At 70.6% G+C, this 21,710-nt stretch carries 19 protein-coding genes and 1 tRNA gene; 6 read left to right on the top strand and 14 right to left on the bottom strand.

Annotation, left to right across the window (positions count from 1 at the left end):
• Window positions 1-135 precede the first annotated feature (135 nt).
• The 4 genes from H4N58_RS02500 to H4N58_RS02485 all read right to left on the bottom strand — a co-directional run bounded on the left by H4N58_RS02500 (window position 136) and on the right by H4N58_RS02485 (window position 4,031).
• A complete protein-coding gene (locus H4N58_RS02500) occupies window positions 136-2,295 on the bottom strand; it encodes a S8 family serine peptidase (protein WP_167249151.1) in 2,160 nt (719 codons plus the stop codon).
• A gap of 103 nt (window positions 2,296-2,398) precedes the next feature.
• Window positions 2,399-2,471, bottom strand: a tRNA-Lys gene (locus tag H4N58_RS02495).
• Window positions 2,472-2,555: 84 nt separating this feature from the next.
• Window positions 2,556-3,365: an endo alpha-1,4 polygalactosaminidase gene (locus H4N58_RS02490; RefSeq protein WP_182397132.1), complete on the bottom strand. Its 810-nt coding sequence runs from the start codon at window positions 3,363-3,365 to the stop codon at window positions 2,556-2,558.
• Window positions 3,366-4,031 (bottom strand): hypothetical protein, encoded by a 666-nt coding sequence (locus tag H4N58_RS02485; RefSeq protein WP_167249154.1) that lies wholly within the window; start codon window positions 4,029-4,031, stop codon window positions 3,366-3,368.
• Between the two features lie 157 nt (window positions 4,032-4,188).
• Here H4N58_RS02485 and H4N58_RS02480 point away from each other — a divergent pair, with 157 nt between their 5' ends.
• Window positions 4,189-5,421: an SGNH/GDSL hydrolase family protein gene (locus H4N58_RS02480; RefSeq protein ID WP_167249156.1), complete on the top strand. Its 1,233-nt coding sequence runs from the start codon at window positions 4,189-4,191 to the stop codon at window positions 5,419-5,421.
• Window positions 5,422-5,492: 71 nt separating this feature from the next.
• Here the strand turns inward: H4N58_RS02480 and H4N58_RS02475 are convergent, their stop codons facing one another.
• The 5 genes from H4N58_RS02475 to H4N58_RS02455 all read right to left on the bottom strand — a co-directional run bounded on the left by H4N58_RS02475 (window position 5,493) and on the right by H4N58_RS02455 (window position 11,434).
• Window positions 5,493-6,500 carry a sugar phosphate isomerase/epimerase gene (locus H4N58_RS02475; protein ID WP_167001390.1) on the bottom strand — a complete coding sequence of 336 codons (1,008 nt, stop codon included), beginning with the start codon at window positions 6,498-6,500 and terminating at the stop codon, window positions 5,493-5,495.
• Window positions 6,497-7,732, bottom strand: a complete 1,236-nt coding sequence (locus H4N58_RS02470; protein ID WP_167249158.1) for a Gfo/Idh/MocA family protein — start codon at window positions 7,730-7,732, stop codon at window positions 6,497-6,499. The genes H4N58_RS02475 and H4N58_RS02470 overlap by 4 nt, the downstream gene beginning before the upstream one ends.
• Before the next feature lie 77 nt (window positions 7,733-7,809).
• Window positions 7,810-8,856, bottom strand: a complete 1,047-nt coding sequence (locus tag H4N58_RS02465; protein ID WP_167249160.1) for a substrate-binding domain-containing protein — start codon at window positions 8,854-8,856, stop codon at window positions 7,810-7,812.
• A gap of 20 nt (window positions 8,857-8,876) precedes the next feature.
• Window positions 8,877-9,887: an ABC transporter permease gene (locus H4N58_RS02460; RefSeq protein ID WP_167249162.1), complete on the bottom strand. Its 1,011-nt coding sequence runs from the start codon at window positions 9,885-9,887 to the stop codon at window positions 8,877-8,879.
• Window positions 9,884-11,434, bottom strand: coding sequence for a sugar ABC transporter ATP-binding protein (locus H4N58_RS02455; protein ID WP_167249164.1), 1,551 nt, complete (start codon window positions 11,432-11,434; stop codon window positions 9,884-9,886). Before H4N58_RS02455 ends, H4N58_RS02460 begins: the two co-directional genes overlap by 4 nt.
• A gap of 110 nt (window positions 11,435-11,544) precedes the next feature.
• On the opposite strand from H4N58_RS02455, the gene H4N58_RS02450 reads away from it, so the two are divergent.
• Window positions 11,545-12,750, top strand: coding sequence for an ROK family protein (locus tag H4N58_RS02450; protein ID WP_167249166.1), 1,206 nt, complete (start codon window positions 11,545-11,547; stop codon window positions 12,748-12,750).
• Between the two features lie 67 nt (window positions 12,751-12,817).
• Here H4N58_RS02450 and H4N58_RS02445 read toward each other — a convergent pair whose 3' ends face one another.
• From H4N58_RS02445 to xylB, 3 genes are read right to left on the bottom strand one after another with little or no spacing between them, the layout of a single operon-like run.
• Window positions 12,818-13,975 (bottom strand): ROK family transcriptional regulator, encoded by a 1,158-nt coding sequence (locus H4N58_RS02445; protein ID WP_167249167.1) that lies wholly within the window; start codon window positions 13,973-13,975, stop codon window positions 12,818-12,820.
• Complete coding sequence (xylA, locus tag H4N58_RS02440; protein ID WP_167249169.1) at window positions 13,972-15,135, bottom strand: xylose isomerase; 1,164 nt, start codon at window positions 15,133-15,135, stop codon at window positions 13,972-13,974. Before xylA ends, H4N58_RS02445 begins: the two co-directional genes overlap by 4 nt.
• Window positions 15,136-15,149: 14 nt before the next feature.
• Complete coding sequence (xylB, locus tag H4N58_RS02435) at window positions 15,150-16,535, bottom strand: xylulokinase (protein WP_167001382.1); 1,386 nt, start codon at window positions 16,533-16,535, stop codon at window positions 15,150-15,152.
• Window positions 16,536-16,640: 105 nt separating this feature from the next.
• Here xylB and menB point away from each other — a divergent pair, with 105 nt between their 5' ends.
• Genes menB through catA form a run of 3 tightly spaced genes read left to right on the top strand, consistent with a single transcriptional unit; the run spans window position 16,641 to window position 18,649 of the window.
• A complete protein-coding gene (menB, locus tag H4N58_RS02430; RefSeq protein ID WP_167249171.1) occupies window positions 16,641-17,477 on the top strand; it encodes a 1,4-dihydroxy-2-naphthoyl-CoA synthase in 837 nt (278 codons plus the stop codon).
• Window positions 17,474-17,968, top strand: a complete 495-nt coding sequence (locus tag H4N58_RS02425; RefSeq protein ID WP_167249173.1) for a thioesterase family protein — start codon at window positions 17,474-17,476, stop codon at window positions 17,966-17,968. The genes menB and H4N58_RS02425 overlap by 4 nt, the downstream gene beginning before the upstream one ends.
• Window positions 17,969-17,995: 27 nt before the next feature.
• Window positions 17,996-18,649, top strand: a complete 654-nt coding sequence (gene catA / locus H4N58_RS02420) for a type A chloramphenicol O-acetyltransferase (protein WP_167249175.1) — start codon at window positions 17,996-17,998, stop codon at window positions 18,647-18,649.
• A 10-nt stretch (window positions 18,650-18,659) separates the two neighbouring features.
• Here catA and H4N58_RS02415 read toward each other — a convergent pair whose 3' ends face one another.
• A complete protein-coding gene (locus H4N58_RS02415) occupies window positions 18,660-20,051 on the bottom strand; it encodes an NAD-dependent malic enzyme (protein WP_167249177.1) in 1,392 nt (463 codons plus the stop codon).
• Between the two features lie 77 nt (window positions 20,052-20,128).
• Here H4N58_RS02415 and H4N58_RS02410 point away from each other — a divergent pair, with 77 nt between their 5' ends.
• Window positions 20,129-21,292, top strand: a complete 1,164-nt coding sequence (locus H4N58_RS02410; protein ID WP_208322833.1) for an SLC13 family permease — start codon at window positions 20,129-20,131, stop codon at window positions 21,290-21,292.
• A gap of 22 nt (window positions 21,293-21,314) precedes the next feature.
• Here the strand turns inward: H4N58_RS02410 and H4N58_RS02405 are convergent, their stop codons facing one another.
• Window positions 21,315-21,707: a pyridoxamine 5'-phosphate oxidase family protein gene (locus H4N58_RS02405; protein WP_167249181.1), complete on the bottom strand. Its 393-nt coding sequence runs from the start codon at window positions 21,705-21,707 to the stop codon at window positions 21,315-21,317.
• Window positions 21,708-21,710: the final 3 nt, after the last annotated feature.

The following is a 21,710-nucleotide window of genomic DNA, read 5'->3' as shown; positions in this document are numbered from 1 at the left end:
TACGTGGTGTTCGGCGGGCAGGTGCCACGGATCCGAGAATCGGTGGAAAATCGACCGACCTCGCATCTGACCGCCGGGTAGAGCGGTGCGGATCGACTCTTGAGAGGGCGTTTGGCAACTGCATCCGTCGTCCGCTCAGGTAGTTTCGCGTGACATCCGCCCTCGGAATGCGGGCGAGAGGGTCCCTCGCCCGCCCTCACGTCGCCGCACCCGCAGCGACACGACCTTCGATCTCGCGCTGGCGTAGCTGCCGCTGGAGGGGACGAACGTCACCGTGATCTTGTGCTTGCCCCTCTTGAGGGTGCGCTTGCCGAGCGTGTACGAGGCCCTTCCGGCGCGGACCTTGGCCTTCTTGAGCACCTTCGTACCGTCACGGAACACGACGGTGCCCGTCGGGGAGCCTGCGCCGACCCGGACGGTGGCCTTCAGGGTTGCCCGCGTCCGGCCGTACCTGGTGCTCTTCGGCTTCACGACCAGCGTCGCGCTCGAGGCGACCTTGGGCACGACCGCGGACTGCCCGGAGGTCGCCGTCGGGATGCTGAAGCCCGCCTTGACGCCGGTCACACGGACGGCGAGACGCCGACCGACGTCGGCGACCTGCACCCGGTACGAGGCGCCCGTGGCTCCGGCGATCGGAGCGCCGTTGCGCAGCCACTGGTAGCGGAAACCGCTCGGTCCACCGATCCAGGTGCCGGCGGAGGCACGGACGACCGCTCCCGGACGGACTGCGCCGCTGACGGCCGGGGCCGAGCGCCGGACGGGGACTCGTGCCAGGTCGAGGATGCCGGTGCCGCAGGTCGCGGTCGTGCAGTCCCAGGGCGCGAGGTCACCGCCGTAGCGGGGGAACGGCTGGACAGCCGCGCGCAACGCGCTCTCGATCTGCGCCGGAGAGGTCGTGCCCAGGGACGCGATCAGCGCGGCGGCGCCGGAGACCGCCGGTGCGGCCATGCTCGTGCCGTCGTACTCGGCGTATGCCGGGTTGTCGGGGGTGGTGGTGCCGTCGTTGAGCGTCGAGACCACGCCGCGCATCCCGATCTCGGGGATGCTCTCCCCGCCCGGCGCCGACAGGTCGACCGTGGGCCCCGAGTTGGAGTAGGAGGCCCGCTGGCCGTACTCCTCTGTCGCGCCGACCGTGACGACGCCCGCACAGTTCGCAGGTGTCACCTCCGCGGCATCGAGGTCCTCGTTTCCTGCCGCGGCGACCAGCACGCTGCCACGGGCCCGCGCTGCGGCGATCGTCGAGTTCCACACGGCCGGGCAAGCCCCGCCGGCCCCGCCGAACGACATGTTGATCACCTTGGCAGGAGTGGTGTTGACCGGAAGTCCCGGAACGACACCGCCCGATGCCCAGGTGATCGCCGCGAGGATGTCGGAGTCGATCCCGCCACACGTGCCGAGGACGCGGACGTGCTGAACCTTGACGCCCGGCGCGTTGCCGGCGATGCCCCGCGCGTTGCCCGAGGCCGCGGCCACGATGCCCGCGACGTGGGTCCCGTGCCAGCTGCTGTCGTACTCGTCGTCCAGGTCACATTGCCCGAGCTCCACCCAGTCGCCCTCGTCGGCGGGGTCCGCGTCGCGACCGTCGCCGTCACGCGCCCACTCAGCGGTGCCCTCGCTCATCATGTCGAAGCCCGCGACCGTGTTGGCGTCGAGATCAGGGTGCGTGGTGCGTCCGGTGTCGAGCACCGCGACGACGACCGAGGACGAGCCGCGGGTCGCACGCCAGAGCGCCGGGCTGTGGGTTCCGTAGCCACCCGACGGCAGTGCCGCCCCGTCGGCGACGTCGCGTGTGTCCCACAAGGCCCACTGGTCGGCGAAGAACGTGTCGTTGGGCGTCACCGGAGAGGCGGTGCGGATGGTCCGGTAGCGGTCGGGCACGACGGAAGCGATGCCAGGCAGCTCAGCAACCTCTGCGGCCGCCTTCTGCGCGTCCGCGAGCGAGGCGGGCTCGGCGAAGCGGATCGCGCTCGTGTCGGCGCTCACCGGCACGGTCGCCGGGGCGAGCGCGCCCACCTCGGCCTTGGCGACCTTCCGGGCCGCGGCCGTGACGGTGGAGGACCCCGTCGTCGCCACCTTGTCGTACGTGACGAGGAGGCCCGCGGCGCGGCTCGGGACGGAGCGCACTTCGTGGACCTGGGCAGCGGCGCGGGTCTTCGCGGCTGCGTCCGGTCCGGACCCGGTGGTCGGCGGATCGTCTGCGGCGGTCGCCGCAGGCGCGGCGGCAGCGATCAGCGCCACTGCGGTCGCCGCGAGAGCGAGGCGCCGCAGGGGGCGCGAGGGAGAGGTGGGCAGCATCGTGCGGCTCCTGGCAAGCGGAGGGATGTCGCCAAGAAGATAAGCCGCAAAACTCTCGCGCGTGGCCGAATCCGCGAGGTTGCGCCCATGCGCGGGTCTTCGGTAGGCCCCGTGGGACTCGAACCCACAACCCACGGATTAAAAGTCCGTTGCTCTGCCAATTGAGCTAGAGGCCCAGGGGATCGGGACACCCGTCCCCTGGCGGTCAGTATGCAGGACGTCGGGGAGTGACGGCCGAGGACCCGCACAGGACGGCGGTGTCAGCAGAACGTGCGTACGCCCTTGGGCTTGAGCGCGTGGTCGCGGTAGACGACCGGGAGCATGGCTCCGTAGCGCGTGCAGGTCCACCGGAAGTCCTTGCGCCGATACTCGACGGCGATGACCCGGCGACCGTACGAGCGCACGTAGGCCGCGCACTCGCGCCACTGGCCGCACTGTTCCGCGATGGCGAAGTCGAAGCCGATCTTCTTGCCGTTGAGCTCGGCGAAGTTCTTCTGCCCCACGGCGAGCCCGACGGCGTGTGCGGACTTCACGAGGCGTTTCGCGTACGCGACGGCCTGCTTGCGACTGAGGAGGCCGCGGCTTCGAAGGAAGGAGTCGAGGTTGTCGAGCTCGACGGCGTCGTAGCCGGCACGGGCGCAGCCCTTCATCCAGGTGCGCATGACCTTCGCGAGCTTCGCACGCTTGGCGCCCGTCCGGATGTCGAGCAGCCACTCGTTCCACTCGGTGTCCTTGACGGCCTTGCCGTTCCTCTTCAGCACGAGGTGCCAGCGCTTGTGGCGCCAGGACTTGCGCTCGCTTTTCTGGGTCTGGAAGGCGTTGACGTAGCAGATGTTGTAGCGGCCGGCGAGAGGCTTCGCCTTCCGGTCGCGTACGACGATGCCGACGCTGGAGGGAACGCTGCGGATCCCGCCGAGCTGGTAGTCGACGTGCACGCCGGTCGGGAGAGGCTTCGGCTCCGGCGCGGCCTGCACAGGAGCCACGACGAGGGAGAGCAGCAGGCCTAGCGCGATGAGAATCACCGTGGCTGCCGTGAGAGAGCGAGCCCGGAAGGTCGTGAAGACTGACATCTATTCGTCGCCGACCGCGCGGCCGGCTGCTCCCCCGTACTGGATGACGACGGCTCCGGGCTCGACGCCCCGCAACGGCCGCTGGAGCGTGTCGAGTCGACCGACGTCTGGCGGCTCAGAGCCGATGACCACGACGACGGCCTCGCGCTCGGGATCGAGCTCGACCGCGACGGCGTGCTGGGGCGCGGGTGCGAGGGTGCGCCACTGCTGCGCGAACACGGCTGCCCACGCTGCGCGGAGCTCGTCGGCGGTGCGTCCGGAGACGCGGATCTCAAGTCCTTGCCTGGCCTTGTCCGGAAGATCTGCGGTGAGCTTCGAGACGAGGGCGGCACCGTCCGTCCCTCTCGTGACGACCAGCGTGTATCCGTCCACCGTGCTGCCGATGACGCCGATCACGCCCGAGTCGAGACCGACCGGGAGTCCGTCGGCAGGCTTCTCCCCCGGAGGCGTCAGCAGTGCGGTGATCCGCCGGCCGACCTCCCGCTGGATCTTCGTCGGTCGAGGCGCGGCAAGGGGGGTGGCGTCGGGCACCGCGGCGGCGGTGGGGACGCTGGTGGACACCAACCGCACCTCGTGGCTCTGCACGAGCGGACGCTCAGCGGTGAGCAGGACGAGGCCGCAGAGCACGGCGGTGACAGGGGCAGCGGTACGCGAGAGTCTGGACAAGCCGGCTCCTTTGTCGCACAGGTTGCCTCAAGGACAGTACCGCGCGAACGGCACAAGCGCGGCGTAGGTGGTCAGCAGCGCCGAAGGGAGAGGGCGAGTGTGACCCACGCCACGAACACGCCTAAGGTGCTCTCACCTATCGGAGGGAGAACCCCACGTGTCCATCGCACACAAGGCCGCCGCCGTCCTCGCGGCGTGCGGCCTGACCCTCAGCGGACTGGCAGCCGCCTCGCCTGCGCTCGCCGCAGACCCCGGCCCCCGCTACTACGTCTCACTGGGCGACTCGCTGGCGACCGGCTGGCAGCCGGACTCGCGGGCGGACGAGCCGGAGACCGCGTACACGGGCCGCCTGTACGAGAAGCTCAAGGAGTCCGACCCCTACCTCGAGCACGAGGCATTCGGGTGCGCCGGCGCCACCGCACGCTCGGTGCTCACCGGCAAGCACGCCAACGGCAACCCGGGCGCGTGCGCGTACGACGAAGGCACGCAGCTGGCAGCCGCGGTGACGTTCCTGAAGGAGCACCCCGGCCAGGTCGCCTACGTCTCGGTCGGCATCGGCGCCAACGACGTGCACCCGTGCGTGCCCGCAGGAGCCGACGGCGACGACATGCTGACCTGCCTCACCAAGCGCATCCAGTCGGTCGGTGCGGACGTGTCCGCGATCGACGCCGCGCTGCGCGAGGCCGGCGGCGCCAAGCCTCGCTACCTCGGCATGACGTACTACAACCCGTTCCTCGCCGGTTGGGTCGGAGGCAACAGGGCGCTCGCCGAGCTCTCGGTCGGTGTCGCGCAGTCGCTCAACGACACCATCACGGCGGCGAACACCAAGAACGGCTTCGTGACCGCGGACGTCGCCGGCACGTTCTCGTCGAACGACAAGACGCTGGTCGACCTCCCCGGCTACCCCGAGCAGGTCCCGCTCAACGTCGCCCGCGTCTGCGGATGGACGTGGATGTGCAGCAACGGCGACATCCACGCCAACGACACAGGCCACCAGAAGATCGCCGACGCGTTCGTGACGGCTCTCGCTCCGAAACCCCAGCCGCCCAAGCCGACCCCGCCGAAGCCGGCGCCGGCGCCGGTCGTGAAGGTCGCGACGACGACGAGTGCGAAACTCGTCGGCAAGCACCGCATCACGACCAAGAAGCGCGCCGCCGTACGCGTCCGCGTCCGTGCCGCACGGGGCGTCAAGCCCGGCGGCATGCTCGTCGTCAAGGACGGCAAGCGCACGCTCAAGAGGGTGCGCGTCGGCGCGAGCGGCATCAAGCGGATCACGCTGCCCCGCCTCAAGAAGGGCAAGCACCGCATCACGGTGACGTACGGCGGGTCCAAGACCACGAAGTCGAGCCGGTCGAAGCCGATCCGGATCACGGTCGTCAAGCGCCGCTGACCCTGAAGCCGACTGTGCGGTCGATCGGCGCTCCGTACGAGCACCGATCGACCGCACACACGCGCCGGCGCCTACTCCTTCGTGCTGAAGGCGGCGTCGAAGGCGGCAGCCGGGGCGTCGAAGAGGTTCTGCTTCACGAACGCCAGCGCCTCGGGAGCCCCGACGAGACGGTCCATGCCCGCGTCCTCCCACTCGATCGAGACGGGCCCGTCGTAGCCGATCGTGTTGAGCATCCGGAAGCATGCTTCCCACGGGACGTCACCGCGCCCCGTCGACACGAAGTCCCAGCCGCGCCGAGGGTCGGCCCACGGCAGGTGCGAGCCGAGCCGTCCGTTGCGTCCGTTGCCGACCTGCTTCTTCGCGTCCTTGCAGTCGACGTGGTAGATCCGGTCCTGGAAGTCCCACAGGAACCCGAGCGGGTCAAGGTCCTGCCAGACGAAGTGCGACGGGTCCCAGTTGAGGCCGAACGCCTCCCTGTGACCGATCGCCTCGAGCGTGCGGACGGTCGTCCAGTAGTCGTACGCGATCTCGCTCGGGTGGACCTCGTGCGCGAACCGCACCCCTTCGGCGTCGAAGACGTCGAGGATCGGGTTCCAGCGGTTCGCGAAGTCCTCGTACCCCGCGTCGATGAGGGCCTGCGAGGCCGGAGGGAACATCGCGACGTACTTCCAGATGGACGATCCGGTGAATCCGACGACCGTGTCGACGCCGAGCAGCCGTGCGGCACGGGCGGTGTTCTTCATCTCCTCGGCCGCGCGCTGACGGACGCCTTCGGGATCACCGTCGCCCCAGATCCGGTCGGGCAGGATGTCGCGGTGGCGCAGATCGATCGGGTCGTCGCACACGGCCTGGCCCTTGAGGTGGTTGGAGATCGCGTGCACCTCGAGGCCGTACTTGTCGAGCACCTCCCGCTTCGCCTGGACATAGCCGTCGTCCTCGACCGCGGCCCACGGGTCGAAGTGGTCGCCCCAGCAGGCGATCTCGAGCCCGTCGTAGCCCCAGCCCGACGCCAGGCGCGCCACCTCCTCGAACGGCAGGTCGGCCCACTGTCCGGTGAAGAGCGTGATCGGTCGCGTCATGACGCGCCTCCTTGTCGCCCGGCGTGCGGGCCCTCGGCGGTGCCCGCGTCGTGCGGCACCTTCTGGTGACGGGACTCGTCCATTGCACTGGCCTCCACTGCGGCGAGCACACGCTGGACCGAGAGCCCGTCGGCGAAGGACGGGGTCGGCTGCTCGCCCGCGGCGATGGCGTTGACGAGGTCGACGACCTGGTGGGTGAAGCCGTGCTCGTAGCCGAGACCGTGACCCGCAGGCCACCACGCACCCGCGTATGGGTGGGTCGGCTCGGTGACGACGATGCGGCGGAAGCCCGCGGTCTCGGCCGGCTCGGTCGCGTCGTAGAAGTGGAGAAGGTTCATCTCCTCGAAGTCGAACGCGAGCGCGCCGTCCGACCCGCTGATCTCCAGGCGCATCGCGTTCTTGCGGCCGGTCGCGAACCGGGTCGCCTCGAAGACGCCGAGAGCGCCGTTGTCGAAGCGTGCCGTGAACGCCGCGGCGTCGTCGACCGTCACCGGGCCGCGCTCGACGTCGGCGCTGCCGCTCCCCCCGAGCGTGCCGTGGTCGCCGGCGACGGGTCGGCTGTCGACGAAGGTCTGGAGCACGCCGCTCACCGAGCTGATCGCGGACCCGGTGAGGAACTGGGCCGCGTCGACGAGGTGCGCACCGATGTCGCCCAGTGCGCCGGACCCGGCGAGTGTCTTGTCGAGGCGCCAGCTGAGAGGGGCGTCGGCGTCGGTGAGCCAGTCCTGGAGGTATTGCGCCCGGACGTGCCGGATCGTCCCAAGCCGCCCGTCGGCGACCAGCTGCCGGGCGAACGACAGCGCGGGGGTACGGCGGTAGGTGAAGCCGACCATCGCGTACACGCCGCGCGTGGCGGCCTCGGCCGCCGCCTCGGCCATCAGCTCGGCCTCTTCGACCGTGTTGGCGAGCGGCTTCTCGCACAGGACGTGCTTGCCGGCGCGCAAGGCGGCGACGGCGATCTCCACGTGGGTGCTGCCGGGGGTGCAGATGTCGATCAGGTCGATGTCGTCACGGGTGATCAGCGCACGCCAGTCGGACTCGACGGACTCCCAGCCGAAGCGGTCGGCGACCGCCTGCGCGGCGGCGGCGTCTCGCCCGCACAGGGCGCGCAGCCGAGGAGCGAGGGGGAGGTCGAAGAAGGAGGGCGCGGTGCGCCACGCCTGGGAGTGCGCCGCGCCCATGAAGGCGTAGCCGACCTGCCCGACGCCGAGCTCACGTGAGGTGTCTGTCATGGGGTTCCTTCGGGCCGAGGGGCGTGAGGAGGCGGCGCACACCCCGCCGAGCGGGCCGGCGGGGTGTGCGGCCGTCGTCAGGACTCGAAGGCCGAGTCCACGTACTGGTCGACGTTCTCCTTGGTCACGGTCGGCGCCGCGAGCTGCACGACCCGCGGGACCTCGACCTCCGCGAGGTCGGACATCGAGCGGCCCTGCGCGATCAGCCGGGCGAGCTTGATGCCGTCCGCACCCTGCGTCGACGGATAGATGACGGTGGCCTTGAGGACGGTGTCGTCAGCCTCGATGGACCGCATCACGTTGGCCGAGCCGGCACCGCCGATCATGACGAACTCGTCTCGTCCGGCGTTCTCGATCGCGGCCAGCACACCGACGCCCTGGTCGTCGTCGTGGTTCCACAGGAAATCGATCTTCGGGGCGGCCTGCAGGAGGTTGGCCGCGGCACGTTCGCCGGTCTCGACGGTGAACTCCGCTGCGACACGGTTCGAGACCTTCAGCCCGCAGTCGGCCAGCGCGTCCTTGAACCCGCGCGAGCGGTCTTGGGTCAACGGCAGCGAGTCGATGCCCGCGATCTCGGCGACGATGGCATCGGTGTTGCCGTCGGCCTGCTCGCAGACGTAGCTCCCCGCAGAGACGCCCATGCCGTAGTTGTCGCCGAGCACGGTCGTCCGTGCCGCGAACGGCGAGTCGAACTCGCGGTCGACGTTGATCACCGGGATGCCGGCCTCCATCGCGCGGGTCGCCACGTCGGTCATCGCCGCACCGTCGAACGGCAGCAGGACGATGGCGTCGACCTTGTCGTTGATGAAGGTCTCGACCTGCGAGATCTGCAGGTTGACGTCGTTGGTGCCTTCGGCGTGGACCAGCTCGACGTCGTCGAACGCGCCAGCCTGATCGACAGCCGCATCGGTGATCGCCCCCATCCATCCGTGGTCGGCGGCAGGGGCCGAGAAGCCGATCCGTACGGTCTCGCCAGTCTCGGCGTTGTCGCCGGCGCCAGCGTTGGCGGCGTTGTCGTTGTCGCCGTCGTCGGAGCTGTTGGTGCACGCGGTCAGGGTCAGTGCGGCGGCCGCGAGGGCGCCGCCGATCGCCAACAGGCGTCGGCGCGGGTTGGTGGTGGACATTGCCGTCTCCTCGGTGGGGTCTAGGTGCTGCGGTTCGCCAGGCGCTGCTGGAGGAGCACAGCGACGACGATGATCACGCCCTTGGCGACGGCCTGGACGGACGTCGACAGGTTGTTGAGCGTGAAGACATTGGTGAGGGTGGTGAAGATCAGGACGCCCAGGAGCGTCCCGACCACGGTGCCGCGACCGCCGCTGAGCAGCGTGCCGCCGATGACGACCGCGGCGATGGCGTCGAGCTCCCACATCAGTCCGTGGGTGGACGACCCCGTCTGCGTGCGCGACATGAGCATCACGGCGGCCAGGCCGCAGGTGGCGCCCAGCAGCGCGTACAGGTAGACGGTGTGGCGCTGCACCTTGATGCCCGCGAGGCGCGCGGCCTCGGTGTTGCCGCCGACGGCGAACGTCCGCCGGCCGAACGTCGTGCGGTTGAGCAGGAACCACCCGGCGACGACGACGATCGCGAAGAGGAAGACGATCACCGGGATGCCGAACGGCCGGGCGCCGAGAGCGTCGCGGAACCCTTGGTCCCGGATGATCTGCGTCTTGCGGTCGGCGATGATCTCGGCGAGCCCTCGGGCACTGGCGAGCATCGCCAGTGTCGCGATGAACGGGACGATCTTGCCGTAAGCGATGAGGACTCCGTTGATCACTCCGCAGGCGATGCCGACGCCGATCGCGGTCGTCACGATCACGATCCAACCGACGTCCTCGGCCATCGCCTGGGTGCCCGTGGTCGACGCCCACACCGACGCGAGCGCGACGATCGCACCGACGGACAGGTCGATGCCACCGCCAGTGATCACGAACGTCATGCCGATCGCCACCACGCCGATCGCCGAGGCGAGACTGAGGACGGTGATGACGTTGTCGGTGCTGGCGAACCGATCACCCGCGGTGACCAGCCCGACGACACACAGCAGCGCGAGGGCAACCACCAGGCCGAGGTTGCGGGCGACCCCGAGCGACCGAGCTCGCTTCTCCGGGCCGGCCGTGGTCGGCTGCGCGCTCCCTGTCACCGATGAGGTACTCACGCGGCGTCACCTTTCGATCCGTGGGTGGCTGTTCCGTGGGTGGCCAACTCGTGGGTGGCGAGGATCCGGTCGAGGACGGCGTGGGCGTCGAGCGAGTCGGACGTCCCGGAGTGAACGACCCGACCGTCAACCACCACGAGGACGCGGTCGGAGAGGCCGAGCACCTCGTCGATGTCGCTGGAGACGACCACGACCGCCAGGCCTTCGTCGGCGAGTGTGCGGACGAGGGCGTAGATCTCGCTGCGGGCACCGACGTCGACACCCCGGGTCGGCTCGTCGAGCAGGAGCACGCGGCACGACCGCAGCAGCCAGCGGGCGAGGACGACCTTCTGCTGGTTGCCGCCCGACAGCGTGCGTGTGATCCGGTCGGGATCGTCGGGGCGCAGGTCGACGGAGCGGGCGGCCTCGTGCGCGGCGGCCCGCTCGGCCGCATCACGCGTCGCGCCGAACCGGGAGAAGCGCGGCAGGCTCGCGAGCGAGATGTTTCGAGAGACGGCCTCGTCGAGGACCAGGCCTTGCGACTTGCGCTCCTCGGGGCACAGGCCGAGTCCGGCGGCCACGGCCCCGTCGACCGACCCCCGCCGCAGCACACGGCCGTCGACGGTGACGGAACCGCGCTGCGCCCGCCTGGCTCCGTACACGGTCTCGACGATCTCGCTGCGTCCCGCGCCCACCAGTCCGGCGAGTCCGACGATCTCGCCGGGCCGTACGGAGAACGAGACGTCGTCGAACTCCCCGTCGCGACCGAGGCCGTCGACGACCAGGAGCGGCGGCGCGTCGGGGATCGGCTGGGCGCGCCGGGGGAACTCCGCTGACACCTCGCGGCCGGTCATGAGCGTGACGAGCTCCGCGGTGGGGGTGTCACGGGCAGACAGGTCGGCGGCGACCGTACGGCCGTCCTTGAGGACCGTCAGCCGGTCGCCGATGCGTCGGATCTCCTCGAGGCGGTGGGAGATGTAGACGATCGCCTGGCCGGACGACCGGAGGCCCTCGATCACGCGGAACAGGCCGTCGACCTCGTCGGGGTCGAGGACGGCGGACGGCTCGTCCATCACGATCACGCGTGCGCGGCGCGACAGGGCCCGTGCCACCGAGACGATTTGCTTGCCAGCCGCAGAGAGGCTGCCGATCTCGCGCGCGGGGCGGATCTCCGGGTGGCCCAGCGAGGTCAGCAGCTCGCGCGCCGCCCGGCGCGTGTCGGCGACGCGGGCGAACCCGAGGCGCGTCTTCTCGTGGCCCAGGAAGATGTTGTCGGCCACGCTCAGCCCGTCGACGAGATCGAGCTCCTGGTAGATCGTCGCGATCCCGGCGTCGAGCGCGGCCTGCGGATCGCTGAAGGACACCGGCGCGCCGTCCATGCGGATCTCGCCCTCGTCCACGGCATGGGCTCCGGAGAGCACCTTGATCAGCGTCGACTTGCCCGCACCGTTCTGGCCGAGGAGGCAGTGCACCTCTCCGGCGCGCACGGTGAGGTCGACGCCGTCGAGCGCGCGCACCCCAGGGAACTCCTTGACGATCCCGGTGAGCTGGAGGAGGGGCTCTGACATGCGCGTGATGCTAGTCACAGTCAATGTCGAGCGTCAAGCAAAAGTACGTTCATCGTCGACATGCTTCTGAAGGACTTGACGACAGAAGTAGGCATGGGAGACTACTTTTCATGGATTCGTTCGTGCCGCAGTCGAGCCCGGCGACTGCAGCCAGCGAGGTGTTCCAGCTGATGCGGGACGGGCAGGCGCGGACGAAGGCGGAGATCGCGGAGCTGACGTCGTCGGCACGCTCGACCGTCTCCGCCCGCCTCGACCTGCTGCTGTCCGCGGGCCTGCTGGTCCCCGTCGGCGAGGCCGCCTCGACGGGTGGGCGACCCCCGGTCCGCTTTGCGCTCAACGCCGCCTCGTACGCGGTCCTCGCCGTGGACCTGGGGGCGAGCCACGCGGCGGTGGCGATCGTCGACCTGGCCGGCGAGGTGTTGGGCGAGGTCAGCGTCCCCAGCGACATCACCGAAGGCCCGAAGGCCGTCCTCGACCGCGTGACCGGGCTCGCCCGGCAGCTGCTGGCCGATCAGGGCCTCACAGCGGAGGCGATCGCAGGGATCGGGGTCGGCGTGCCCGGACCGGTCGAGCACTCCACCGGCCGCCCGGCGAACCCGCCGATCATGCCGGGCTGGCATGACTTCGACATCCCCGCCTACCTCGGCGAGACGTTCTCGGTGCCTGTCCTCGTCGACAACGACGTCAACGTGATGGCCCTCGGCGAGCACACGACGCGCTGGCCCGAGACCGACGACCTCCTCTATGTGAAGGTCGCAACCGGCATCGGCTCGGGGATCATCTCCAACCGCCGTCTCGTCCGCGGTGCACTCGGGACCGCCGGCGACCTCGGGCACGTCCAGGTGTCAGGGCGCGGCGAGGACGTCGCGTGCCGCTGCGGCAACCTCGGCTGCCTCGAGGCGGTCGCGGCCGGCCCGGCGATCGCCACGCAGCTCGGCGCGAGTGGACTCCCGGTTGAGACCCCTCAGGACGTCGTGGTCGCCGTCGAGCGCGGCGAGGTGGAGGCGGTCCGTGCCGTACGCGAGGCCGGACGCGCGATCGGGAGCGTCCTCGCCACCTGCGTGAGCCTGCTCAACCCCTCGGTCGTCGTGGTCGGCGGTTCGATGTCGGCGACGGGCGAATACCTCCTCGCCGGCATCCGCGAGGTCGTCTATCAGCGCTCGCTCCCCCTCGCGACGCACCAGCTGCGCATCGTGAGCTCGCCGCTGCACGGGCGCGAGGCGCTCGTCGGCGCTGCCGCGATGGTGCTCGAGGACGTGCTGTCACCGCGCTCGGTCGACGCCCTCATCGAGCGCCGTACCCGCGCCACCGCCTGACACCGCCAGTCGTCAGCCCACCGCGCGCCTCGCACCGTGCGGGGTCCGAGGGCGGGGAGGGTGGGGTTCAGAGGGCGGTCGCGCCGCTGAAGACGCCGGTCAGCGCCTCCTCCGCGGCTCCCGCGGCGGCCGCGCCGAGCCCGAGCGTGCTCAGCCGCAGGTCGAGCGGCGCGTACGGGGCTGAGGTGACGTGGACCTGCGCCGCACGCGTGGCCGACGGCAGGAGGTACGCGGCCAGCGGGACGAAGCAGCCTCCAAGGACGACCGCGTCGGGGTTGAGGATGTTGGCGACGGTCGCCACCCCCTGCCCGAGCACCTTGCCCACCCGTGCCAGCGCGTCGGCCACGCGTACGTCCTCGGAAGCCCGGGCGGCGACGGCACGAGCGGACTCCAGCGGCGTACCGCACTCCTCGACACCGGACGCCGCGAGCACGGCGCGGAGTCCGACTGACGCCTCCCAGCACCCGCGCCTGCCGCAGCCGCACAGCGCCGAGGGGTCGCCCAGCGGGATGTGCCCGACCTCGCCCGCGAACCCGGACGTCCCGCGGACGATCGCACCGTCGGTGATGACGCCGGCGCCGATGCCGACGGTGCCGGTGATGTAGACCGATTGCCCGAGACCGACCGTGGCGCCGCGGCGGGCCTCGGCGAGCGCCGCGCAGTTCGCGTCGTTCTCGACCGTGACCTCGAGCCCGGTGGCCTCGCCGACCTCCCGCGCGACGGGGCGCTCCTCCCAGCGGAGGTTCGGCGCCATCGCCACGACGCCGCGGCGCTGGTCGACGAGTCCCGGGACGGCGACCGTGGCACCGACGACGCGCCCGCCACCCGCGTCGAGCATCGCCTCGGCCGTACGGGCGAGGTCGACGAGCACCTCGTACGGGTCGCGCCCCTCGACCGGCACCGTCGTCTCGAGCCGGACCGCACCGCCGAGATCGACCGCGACCGCGGCGACGTAGTCGACGTTGACCTCCAGTCCGAGGCCGACGACCGTCGCGCCCGTGAGCACGACCGGCCGGCCGGGCCGTCCACGGACCCCGGGCGTCGCGTCGGCCTCGTGCACGTGGCCACGGTCCGAGAGGCTCCCGACGATCGTGCCGACGGTCGCCTTCGCGAGACCGGTCCGCCGCGCCAGCTCGGTCCGCGTCGCCGGACCGTCGTGTCGCAGGCTGCGCACCACCGCCGCGGTGTTCTGGCGGCGGAGGTCCTCGATCGCGACGAGCGTCACCCGCGCACCCCGTACAGGTGCTCGAGCGCGAGCTGGTCGAGGTGCTCGAACGCGGCACCGCGCGCCGCGAGCACCTCGGGGTCGGCGAGCTCGGCCTGCTCCAGCTCGCGCCAGCCCTCGCCCTCGTCGAGCGTCGGGACGGCGAGCTCCGGGAGCCGCGCGGCGACGAGCGCCTCCTGCACCTCGGGGTCGGCGCGGAACGCCCGGACCTTGTCGCGCAGCACGAGGTAGTTGGTCATGCACGCCGCCGCCGCGACCCACACACCGTCTTCGTCCTCGGTACGAGGGGTCTTGAAGTCGAAGTGCACCGGCCCGTCGTACCCGCCGGCCTCCAGCGCGTCGACGACCCAGAACGCTCCGCGGGCATTGCCGGCGCCGAAGCGCAGGTCCTGGTCGTAGCGCGGTCCGTGCTGTCCGTTGAGGTCGATGTGGAAGAGCTTGCCGTGCCACAGCGCCTGGGCGTAGCCGTGCGCCGCATTCATCCCCGCCATCTCCTCGTGCCCGACCTCCGGGTTGACGCCGACGTTCTCGGAGCGGTCGAGGGTCTCGATGAACGCGAGGGCGTGGCCGATCGTCGGCAGGAGGATGTCGCCGCGCGGCTCGTTGGGCTTCGGCTCGATCGCGAACCGCAGGTCGTACCCGCGGTCGTGGACGAACTCGCCCAGCACGTTGAACGCTTCGCGATAGCGGTCGAGCGCGGCCGCGACGTCCTTGGCCGCCCCCGACTCCGCCCCCTCACGGCCGCCCCAGCACACGTACACCTTCGCGCCCAGCTCGGCCGCGAGGTCGATGTTGCGCATGACCTTGCGGATGGCGAACCGGCGGACGTCGCGGTCGTTGGAGGTGAAGCCACCGTCCTTGAAGACCGGGTGGGTGAAGAGGTTCGTCGTGGCGGTCGTGACGACGAGACCGGTGTCCGCCAGCCCCTTCTTCCAGCGCTCGACGATGCGTGCCCGCGTGCCGTCGTCCGACCCGAAGGGGATCAGGTCGTCGTCGTGGAAGTTCACGCCGTACGCCCCGAGCTCGGCGAGCCGCTCGAGCGCGTGGACCGGGTCCATCTCCGCGCGCGTCGGGTCGCCGAAGGGGTCGCGTCCGGGGTACGCGACGGTCCATAGGCCGAAGGAGAACCTGTCCGCTGGGATGGGCTTGGGAATGGTCATGATGGCCTCTCGTGTCAGTTCCACGCGCCGGTACGGTCACGCAGGTCGGCGTACGCCTCGCGCACGCGCGGAGTCGGGTCGGCCTCGAGCACCTCGGTGCCCGCGGCCTTCCAGGTGGGAGGGGCGGCGCCTCCGCCGAGCACCCAGGCCGCTTGCCGTGCCGCGCCCAGCGCGACGTACTCGCCCGGGGCCGGCACGTGCACCGGGCGGCCGAGGATCGCGGGCGCGAGGGCGCGGACCGCGGGGTTGCGTGCGGCGCCTCCGATGAGCAGCAGCCGCCCGCCATCGCCACCGACGCGACTCCGAAGCAGATCGACCGTGTCGGCGAGGGAGCACAGCAGCGCCTCGTACGCGGCACGGGCGAGGTCCTCGCGCGTGGTGCCCGGACGCAGCCCCGACCACACGCCGGTGGCGTGGGGACGATCAGGCGTGCGCTCCCCGCCGTAGTACGGAGAGAGCGTCACGCCACCCGCGCCCGGCAGCGCGGCGAGCGCGAGGCGAGCGAGTCCGTCGTGGTCGACGCCGAGCAGCCGCGCCTGGAGATCGAGGATCCCGGCGGCGTTCATCGTCGTCACCATCGGGAGGTAGCGGCCGGTCGCATCGGCGAATCCCGTGACCGCTCCGCTGCCGTCGGCGACCGGCGCCTCTGACACGGCGCTGGCCACACCGGAGGTGCCGATCGATACCGCGACGTCGCCGGGTCCGAGGCGGAGGCCGAGCGCGGCTCCCATGTTGTCGCCCGTGCCCCCGGCGAGCACGAACCTGTCCTCGTACGCGGCCGCCCCGTCGGCGACGACGCGGGGCAGGGTGACGTCGTGGCCGAGCGCCGCCGCCGCGAGGTCGTGGCGCCACGAGCGCGTCCGGGCGTCGAAGTATCCGGTGCCCGAAGCGTCGCCACGGTCGGTGAACGGCTCGGTACGCCGCTCGGCGAGGTGCCATGAGAGGTAGTCGTGCGGGAGCAGCACCCGCGCCGTACGAGCCGCCGCCTCGGGCTGGTGGTCGCGCAGCCACCGCAGCTTGGTCGCGGTGAACGACGCGACGAGCACGCTGCCCACGGCATCGGCGCACGCCTGCGGCCCGCCCATCTCCGCGACGAGCTGCGTCGCCGCGTCGGCGGAACGGGTGTCGTTCCAGAGCAGCGCGTCGTGGACGGGCTCTGCCTCGGAGTCGAGCGCGACCATGCCGTGCTGCTGCCCGGCGACCGCGACCGCGTCGGCCTTGCCGAGCCAGTCTCCGACCACGTCGTCGCACGCCTTCAGCCAGTGACGCGGGTCGACGGCGGTCCCCTCCGGGTGCGGCTCACTGCGTTGTGCGAGGACCGTGCCGTCGTCCGCGTCGACGAGCACGGCCTTGGTGGACTGCGTCGAGGAGTCGATGCCGAGAACCGCCGTGTGAGCCACGTCACTTATTTAGTACGAGTCTTGAATTAATGTCAAGCGGCATGCATGCCGTCTCCTCACCCGGCACGACGCAGGGCCGTGCGAGCAGGCGTGGAGAATGTCCCCATGACTGACTCGACCCCCACTGTCTGGAACTCGACCGGCGACTACTCCGACATCCGGTATGAGACCACCGACGACGGCATCGCGAAGATCACGATCAACCGGCCCGAGGTGCACAACGCCTTCCGGCCGCAGACGATCATCGAGATCTCCGACGCCCTCGACGTGGCTCGCGAGGACGAGACGGTCGGCGTCATCATCCTCACCGGTGCCGGCGACAAGGCGTTCTGCTCCGGCGGCGACCAGCGCGTCCGCGGCGACTCCGGCTACAAGACCGACGCCACGGCCACCGGGCGCTTCCACGTCACAGACCTGCACGTGCAGATGCGGCGCTGCCCCAAGCCGATCGTCGCGATGGTCGCCGGGTGGGCCATCGGCGGCGGACACGTCCTCCACGTGGTCGCCGACCTCACGATCGCCGCCGACAACGCGCGGTTCGGCCAGGTCGGGCCCAAGGTCGGCTCGTTCGACGGCGGCTTCGGCGCGAGCTCGCTCTCGCAGCTCGTCGGCATGAAGAAGGCCAAGGAGATCTGGTTCCTCTGCCGCCAGTACGACGCGCAGCAGGCGCTCGAGATGGGCATGGTCAACACCGTCGTCCCGCTCGCCGACCTCGAGACCGAGACCGTCAAGTGGTGCCGCGAGATGCTTGCACTCTCCCCGTACGCGCTGCGCCTCATGAAGGCGAGCTTCCACGCCTCCGAGGACGGTTACGCCGGACTCCAGCAGCTTGCGCACGACACCAACCTGCTCTTCTACGGCAACGACGAGGCCAAGGAGGGCCGCGAGGCCTACAAGGAGAAGCGCACGCCCGACTTCTCCCGGTTCCCTCGGCGCCCGTGAGCGGCGCGCTGCGGCTCGAGGACCTTTCCGGCGCCGAGCCGGACCTCGTCCTCACCGTCCCTCCGGAGTACGAGGACGGCAACGGACACGTCAACATCCGCCACTACTTCGACCTGCACGCGCGGGCATCGGACCGGGCCTTCGAGAGGATCGGCATCCACGAGCCCTATCGCCAGGCGCACGAGCTGAGCGTCTTCAGCATGGAGCACCGGATCCGCTACCTCGACGAGGTGCTCGTGGGTCAGGACGTCGCCGTGTACGTCCGTTTCCTGACGCGCTCGCCCAAGATCGTCCACGGGATGCAGATGCTCTTCAACGCCACGACGGGGGCGCTCGCGAACACGTTCGAGTTCGTCGAGGGTCACGTCAGCCTCGCGGAGCGCCGTACGGTCCCGTGGCCCAACGACGTGGCGGCGCGGATCGACGAGGCGATCGTCGACGGCTCGGCGTGGCCTGCGCTTCCGCACGAGCCCGGACTGGCCCTGCGCTGACGTCGCGACGGCTGGGACGATGAGCGGATGGTTGTTCCGACCCTGATCGATACAGGCACGTGGCCGCGCCGACAGCACTTCGAGCACTATCGCCAGCGCGTTCCGTGCACGTACTCGATGACAGTCGAGCTCGACGTCACCGCGTTCACCGCGGCAATGCGTCGATCGACGTACAAGACCTACCTCGCCCAAGTCTGGGCACTCGCCTCCGTCGTCAACCGGCACGACGAGTTCAAGATGTGCCTCACCGAGTCGGGGGAGCCGGCTGTCTGGCCAGTCGTGCACCCGGCCTTCACGACCTTCAACCCCGAGCGCGAGACGTTTGCGTGCGTGTGGGCACCCTACGACCCCGACTTCGGTTCGTTCCACGACGTCGCCGCTCCCCTGCTCGCGGAGCACAGTCGCGCCACCGAGTTCTTCCCGCAGGGGACACCACCGGCCAACACGTTCGATGTGTCGAGCCTCCCGTGGGGATCCTTCACGGGGTTCACCCTCAACATCGGCAACAGCTGGGACCACCTCGCGCCGATCTTCACGCTCGGCCGGCACACCACGCGAGACAGCCGGGTCCTGCTCCCCCTCGCCGTACAGGTGCACCACGCCGCTGCAGACGGGTTCCACTCAGCACGGCTCGTCAACGAGCTGCAGGCCCTCGTCGCAGACCCGACGTGGCTGGATTGATGCCGCGCCGTCAGCGACCGGCCTGCACCGCCGCCGCGCGGACGGCCTCGGCGACCCGGACATGGACCTCGGGGTGGAACACGCTCGGGATGATGTAGTTGGCGTTCAGCTCGTCGTCCGACACCGTCTCCGAGATCGCGCGCGACGCCGCGAGCAGCACGTCCGTCCCGATCCCGTGGCTTTGCGCATCGAGCAGCCCGCGGAACACCCCCGGGAACGCGAGAACGTTGTTGATCTGGTTCGGGTAGTCCGACCGCCCCGTCGCCACGACGGCGGCGTGCGCTCGCGCCAGGGCAGGGTCGATCTCCGGCGTTGGGTTGGCCAGCGCGAAGACGATGGCACCGTCGGCCATCGACTCGACGTCGTGGACGGACAGGACGTTGGGCGCCGAGACGCCGATGAACACGTCCGCACCCCCGATCACGTCGCACAGAGAGCCCGTGACGCTGCGCGGGTTGGTGTGCTCGCCGATCCAGCTCAGCTGCCCGCCGAGCCCCGGCCGGCCGGTGTGCACGACGCCGTCGATGTCGCACACGACGACGTCGGTGGCACCCGCCTCGAGGATGAGCTTGAGGATCGCAGTGCCCGCGGCGCCCGCGCCGGACATGACGATGCGGACCTGCGCGAGGTCCTTGTCGACGACGCGCAGCGCGTTGCGCAGGGCGGCGAGGGCGACAATTGCGGTGCCGTGCTGGTCGTCGTGGAAGACCGGGATGTCGAGGCGGGCTCGAAGGCGGTCCTCGATCTCGAAGCACTTCGGCGCCGCGATGTCCTCGAGGTTGATGCCCGCGAAGCCGGGCGAGATCGCAGCGACGGTCTCGACGATCGAGTCCACGTCGTGGGTGTCCAGGCATAGCGGCCATGCGTCGATGTCGGCGAACGTTTTGAACAGCGCCGCCTTGCCCTCCATGACGGGCAGCGCCGCGTGCGGGCCGATGTCGCCGAGGCCCAGGACGGCAGACCCGTCGGTGACGACCGCGACGGCGTTGCGCTTGACCGTCAGACGGCGCGCGTCCTCCTTGTCACGAGCGATCGCCTCGCTGATTCGGGCCACGCCGGGTGTGTAGATCATGGACAGGTCGTCACGCGTACGCAGCGGGTGCTTCGTGGCGACCTCGATGACACCGCCGAGATGCATGAGGAACGTCCGGTCCGAGACCTTCTTGACGTCCGCGTCGCCGATGGCCTTGAGGGCGACGACGATCCGGTCCGCGTGGTCGGTGTCCGACGTCGCCACGGTGAGGTCGATGCCGAGCAGCTCGGTGTGCGATCCCGTCACATCGAGGGCCGTGACGACTCCCCCGGCCTTCTCCACCACAGTGGTCAGATCGCTGACGGCCGAGCCCCCCGCGGGGACCTCGAGCCGGATGGTGATGGAGTACGAGACGCTCGGAGCAGGCACCCGACAAGATTGTCACACCGCCCCGTATGAGACATGAGGCGGCCCTCACGTTCGATCGGCGTCACTATCCTTTCCCGGTGAAGGCCCGGCACCTCCTCGTGATCGCGGCGGCGACTCTTGTCCTCGCGACCGGGTGGCTGCCTCTCGGGGATGCCCTGGAGCTCGCCCGGCGCACCGGCCCCATACTCGTTTTCGTCGTCGCGATCACCGCGTACTCCGAGCTCTGCGCCGTCTGCGGACTCTTCGACGCCGCCGCCGGGGTTGCGGTCCGGGCTGCCACCGGACGCCGCTTCCTGCTCTGGTTGGCCGTCGCCACCCTCGCGACGCTGTGCACGGTGGCGCTGTCGCTCGACACCACCGCCGTGCTGCTGACCCCGGTCGTGCTGGCGATGGCCCGGCGTACGGGCTCGACAGCGCTCCCCCTCGCCATGACCGTGCTGGCATTGTCCAACACGGCATCACTCCTGCTGCCCGTCTCGAACCTCACCAACCTGCTCGCGGCCCCGGACCTCGCACGGCACGGCACACGCTATGTCGCCGTGATGGCGCTGCCCGCCGTCATCGTCCTCGCGACCACGCTCCTCGTCCTGTCCCTCCTCCACCGCCGGGGCATCAGCGGCCGCTTTGTCTCGGCGCCGGGCCCGCGGCCGGACGACCCGGTGCTCGTCCGAATCGCCGCCGCCGTCACGACGGTCATGGTCGCCGGGTTCGTCGCGGGCCAGGACTACGCGCTCGTCGCGACCGCAGGGACGCTCGCCCTGGGTGCTGCCGTCCTCGTCCGACGACGCAGCCTGGTGGTCCCGGTCGCCGACCTCGTGCCGTGGCCGATGCTGATCACGGTCGCTGGTCTCTTCGTCGTGGTCGCCGGTGCCCATGAGCACGGCCTCGCCGACCTCGCGAGCCGCATCGCCGGGACGGGCTCCGGCCCTGTCGACCTCGCGCAGCTCGCCGTGGCGGGAGCGGTGTCGGCCAACGGCATCAACAACCTGCCCGCTTTCCTCGCCCTCAGCCCTGTCGTGCTCGGCGACGCCGTACGCACCGCCGTGCTGCTCGTCGCGGTGAACGCGGGCCCGCTGATCACGCCGTGGGGCTCGCTCGCGACGCTGCTGTGGTGGCGCCAGGTCCGCCGGCACGGCGACCCGACCGACCAGCCCGGGTGGCGGCAGGTCGTCGGGCAGGGACTCGTGCTCGCCCCGCTCGCCGTCGGCGCCGGGACGCTGTCGATCACCCTCGTACGGTGAGCGGGCCCCGCGAGATGGGGCGTCAGCCGACGCGGCGGCCGGTCATCTCGTCGATCGTCAGGGCGAGCAGCATCGTGCCCGGCAGACCGGTCCACGGCTCAGGGTCGACGTCCGGGATCTCGACCGTCTCGTCGACGGCACTGATCTTGCCGCGGACCTTCACGCTCCAACCGGTCTGCGACAGGCGGTCGAGGTAGGTCACCAGGAACGCGACTGCCGCCGGCCCGGGGGCAAGCGCGGCAAGCGTGCCGTCTTCCACCGTCCGGATGTAGATGGTGTCTCCGCAGAGCCGATAATTGACCGGCGTGACGTCGAGCCCTCGGTGGGACTGGTAGGCGAGGTGGCCGACGCGCGCCGTGCCGAGCAGCGCCTTGGTTTCGACGGCATCGAGGGTCACGAGCGCTCTGCTGCTCATCCG

Source organism: Mumia sp. ZJ1417 (assembly GCF_014127285.1).
Lineage (GTDB): Bacteria > Actinomycetota > Actinomycetes > Propionibacteriales > Nocardioidaceae > Mumia.
This window is presented reverse-complemented; position numbering and strand designations above follow the sequence as displayed.

Coding starts and splice junctions, on each gene's coding strand:
- H4N58_RS02500 (WP_167249151.1), bottom strand. CDS start 2,295: ATGCTGCCCACCTCTCCCTCGCGCCCCCTGCGGCGCCTCGCTCTCGCG.
- H4N58_RS02490 (WP_182397132.1), bottom strand. CDS start 3,365: ATGTCAGTCTTCACGACCTTCCGGGCTCGCTCTCTCACGGCAGCCACG.
- H4N58_RS02475 (WP_167001390.1), bottom strand. CDS start 6,500: ATGACGCGACCGATCACGCTCTTCACCGGACAGTGGGCCGACCTGCCG.
- H4N58_RS02470 (WP_167249158.1), bottom strand. CDS start 7,732: ATGACAGACACCTCACGTGAGCTCGGCGTCGGGCAGGTCGGCTACGCC.
- H4N58_RS02465 (WP_167249160.1), bottom strand. CDS start 8,856: ATGTCCACCACCAACCCGCGCCGACGCCTGTTGGCGATCGGCGGCGCC.
- H4N58_RS02455 (WP_167249164.1), bottom strand. CDS start 11,434: ATGTCAGAGCCCCTCCTCCAGCTCACCGGGATCGTCAAGGAGTTCCCT.
- H4N58_RS02450 (WP_167249166.1), top strand. CDS start 11,545: ATGGATTCGTTCGTGCCGCAGTCGAGCCCGGCGACTGCAGCCAGCGAG.
- xylA (WP_167249169.1), bottom strand. CDS start 15,135: ATGACCATTCCCAAGCCCATCCCAGCGGACAGGTTCTCCTTCGGCCTA.
- menB (WP_167249171.1), top strand. CDS start 16,641: ATGACTGACTCGACCCCCACTGTCTGGAACTCGACCGGCGACTACTCC.
- catA (WP_167249175.1), top strand. CDS start 17,996: ATGGTTGTTCCGACCCTGATCGATACAGGCACGTGGCCGCGCCGACAG.
- H4N58_RS02405 (WP_167249181.1), bottom strand. CDS start 21,707: ATGAGCAGCAGAGCGCTCGTGACCCTCGATGCCGTCGAAACCAAGGCG.